At 58.8% G+C, this 3,021-nt stretch carries 3 protein-coding genes and 2 pseudogenes; all 5 read right to left on the bottom strand.

The annotated features are described in order from the left end of the window. Positions 1-512: pseudogene (locus D1641_RS18665) on the bottom strand (hypothetical protein); the annotation flags it as partial. Beyond that, complete coding sequence (locus D1641_RS18660) at positions 500-1,114, bottom strand: hypothetical protein (RefSeq protein WP_160668461.1); 615 nt, start codon at positions 1,112-1,114, stop codon at positions 500-502. The pseudogene D1641_RS18665 and the gene D1641_RS18660, both read right to left, overlap by 13 nt. 7 nt (positions 1,115-1,121) lie before the next feature. After that, on the bottom strand, positions 1,122-2,054 hold the full coding sequence (locus tag D1641_RS18655) for a hypothetical protein (RefSeq protein WP_160668459.1): 933 nt from the start codon (positions 2,052-2,054) through the stop codon (positions 1,122-1,124). A gap of 75 nt (positions 2,055-2,129) precedes the next feature. After that, on the bottom strand, positions 2,130-2,537 hold the full coding sequence (locus D1641_RS18650; protein WP_160668457.1) for a hypothetical protein: 408 nt from the start codon (positions 2,535-2,537) through the stop codon (positions 2,130-2,132). Positions 2,538-2,541: 4 nt separating this feature from the next. After that, a pseudogene (locus D1641_RS18645) lies at positions 2,542-3,021 on the bottom strand (hypothetical protein); the annotation flags it as partial.

Below are 3,021 nucleotides of genomic sequence, written 5' to 3'. Positions count from 1 at the left end.
GGCTTTTTCTCCTGCCGGACGATATAGCGGCTGTCTCCCCATGAGTTGGCGTACCGGGGATTTCCCGGCTGCTGGGGTGTGTTATACACAATTCCCCAGGTGACGCGGACGGCCTTGGACTGCGGTACAGGTACAAACACATAGCGCATTTGATAAACGCGGTTGCTGATCTCCCAGGTCCCGCCCTGTATCTGCTTCCACTCGTTGGAGGTATGGGACACCTCCGGGGTACGCACATATTCCAGCACCTTTTCCAGCAGCAGGGTTTGGGCGGCCTGGGCCTCCCACTCGTCCGTTGCTGCTTTCAGTTTTTCAAAAATGGCCTTCTCTGCCGCTTTACTGCCTTCGAGCTTTTCTTGCAGCTCTGCCGCAGGCAGTTCCACCAGCGGGGCCATATGTGGGCTTGCGGTATAGTCCGAATAATTGAGAGAGTGTACGATTTTGAGCGTTGCGCCTGTTGTCAGGCTGTCTCCCCAGGCATTGACGGAGAAAAACGGTTTTAAGTCCGGCATGGTCCCCTCCCGTCTGGCCCTCGCTGGGGCGCACGTTTGGGCCTCCTGGATTTTCGCTCAGGCGGATGCCGCGCTGAAAAGATCAGCGCCTCCAATTTGTGTTCATCCTCAACTGTGTAATGGAACCCTTCAATCGTGCCGTACTGTTCTTTGAGCTGTCTCAACCGGCCCTTGACCTGCTCATAGGGCAGGATGACGGTCTCCCCGTCCGCAAAATTAAGAACAACGGTCTCCGCATGGAGCGCGTTCTTTTCTACGTTCAGGACGTTGGATTTGTAATCAATCGGGGAGACTTTTCCCATTGGCCGTCCCTGCTCCTGGCCGCTGACGATGACAAGAAATGCCCGGATGGTATCAGGCTCGTTTTCGTAGGCCGTCCATGCACAGTGTTCAAAGGAGTCCTGGATGAATACAGAACGCTCATTCAGACACCATGTTCCGCAGGGGCGGGACATCCAGTAAAAGGCGCGGTTTCCCGCTTCCGGCGCTTGCGCCGCCGCAGTCAGCTTGCGAATATCAAGCTGAAAATCGTCTCGATAGCTGTGGGTGTTTTCCAGCATCACCTGTTCCAGAAATGCCAGAATATCAATATTTTCCTCCATGGGCCACCTATCTTTCCGGCGCAGGCCGGGACTTGACGCGGGATGGGACCTTTGACCGCTCCTTCTTGATTTGGTGCAGCTTCACCTTCACCGACTGCCGGGGCCTGTCGCCGCAGCGGGCGGGCACGGGGGAAACGGGGGCGGTGCGCTCCTGGGCCGGGGCGATGGTCTTGCTGGTATTGGCAGCTTTCCGCAAATCTGTGACCGCCGCTTTTGCGTATTGAAGAAATTTTTCCTGCTCCCTCTGCGGCATAGCCGCCGCCTGGGTCTGGAACTGCTGCTCCAGTTTCGTGATGGTGTGATGCTGCTGGAAAAAGGTCAATACCCGGCCCGCCAGCTTCTCCAGGTCGTCATGGAGCTGGGGACCGAACTGCTCATGGAGCAATTCACGCAGGCCGGCGGGGGCGTCCGCGAAAAGCCGGACCGCTTCCTCCGGGTGCTTCAAATTGGTTTCCACATGGTACGCCATCTGTTCCAGCAGGGAGCGGCAGCCCGGTCCGGTGCGGAGGGGGAGCCAGTAGCGGTCTACCTCGCCGTCCAGCATATAGTCGATAGCCACCCTGACCGGGCGCTCCGGCTCGTCGGAGTCCCAATAACTATGGTTCAGCTCACCGATCCGCGTCTCCGCCTCGGATAACGTCATGCGGGCGCCAATGGGAAGGTTTTCGTCCATGCTCTCCATGACGGTGACAATGGGCTGCTGCTCCGGGGACAGGTCGGGCAGAAGGGCCTCATTGGTGGACTTGAACAGGGAGACGAACGCACCGGAAATATCGCGGGTGAAGTTGCGCCAGCGGTTGGCCGCGCCCCGGACCGTACACAGGCCGTCTTTGAAAATGCCGGTGACAATATTGGCGCTCTCGCCCAGCAGGTCTTTCACATCCCGGCGCAGATTCCCGGCAATCTCCTTCATTCGATTGTTGGTATCTATGGGGAACACTCCTTTCAAAAAAGTGGTGGGGCGGCTCTGCCGCCCCTATAAAATGTCGAAATGCGTCTCAAACTGAGACGCATTTCATCGGGCGGGAGTGGACCGCCCCCGGTGCATACGGCGGTAGGCTTTGGGCGGGACAAAGGGCTTTCCGGCAAAGGTCACTTCCCGGATGGGCCGGTATCTGGACAACAGGCCGTCCCGCAGGCTGGCAAACTCAATGTAGTCAGCCTTGGTGAAACAGCGTTCCCGCCGCAGCTGCCGCTGGGACAGAGGCCAGCCCTCGCCGTACAGAAGATGGAATATCTTTGCGTTGTCGGAGACCAGTTGCAGGGAATTGTCCGAATTGTCGTAGTAGGATGGCACACCGTCCTCAACGCTGGGGAAATAGTTCTCCTGCCTGCCCAGGTACACCCGCCCGTCCTGGCCCACCAGCGCGTCCATGCCCTCGTAGTTGCTGACGGCGGCGGACGCGATAAAAACATCTGTCATGGGGCTACCTCGCCGGAGAAGGGGGCTTTTTTCCCGGCCCCTTTCCCTTGCCTTCCTTTTCTGACTGAGCCTTGGCCTGCTGGCGTTCCAGGGCCTTCTTCCGCAGGTCCAGCGCCTCCAGCACGCCCCGCTTCACATCGGGGATGGTGGTCCGGGCATCCGGGAAATAGGGCCGCAGGTCCTCCTCGCCCAACGTGATCTTCAAAACAGGGGTTTCCTCCCGCTTGGTGGGGGCCACGGCCTTTTTGATATTTTCCGTTGTCAGCGTTCCCGCTTGGCTCTCTTTTTTCAGCGCCGCCGCCTGGGTGCCGGAGGGCACCTTGTCCTCCTGCTTGATGGCGTCCGCCAGCGCCTTCTGCTCGTCCTTTTTCAGATAGGAAATATCGGCGGCGGTGTGGACCGGCAGCTTTTTATCGTCCACCATCTGCTGCAACTCCGGCTCCAGCTTGGTCAGGCGGGTGATCTTCTGGATATTGGCGCGGCT

Source organism: Colidextribacter sp. OB.20 (genome assembly GCF_009911595.1).
GTDB lineage: Bacteria > Bacillota > Clostridia > Oscillospirales > Oscillospiraceae > Lawsonibacter.
Note: the sequence above shows the minus strand (reverse complement) of the source record. Positions and strands in the feature narration are given on the sequence as shown.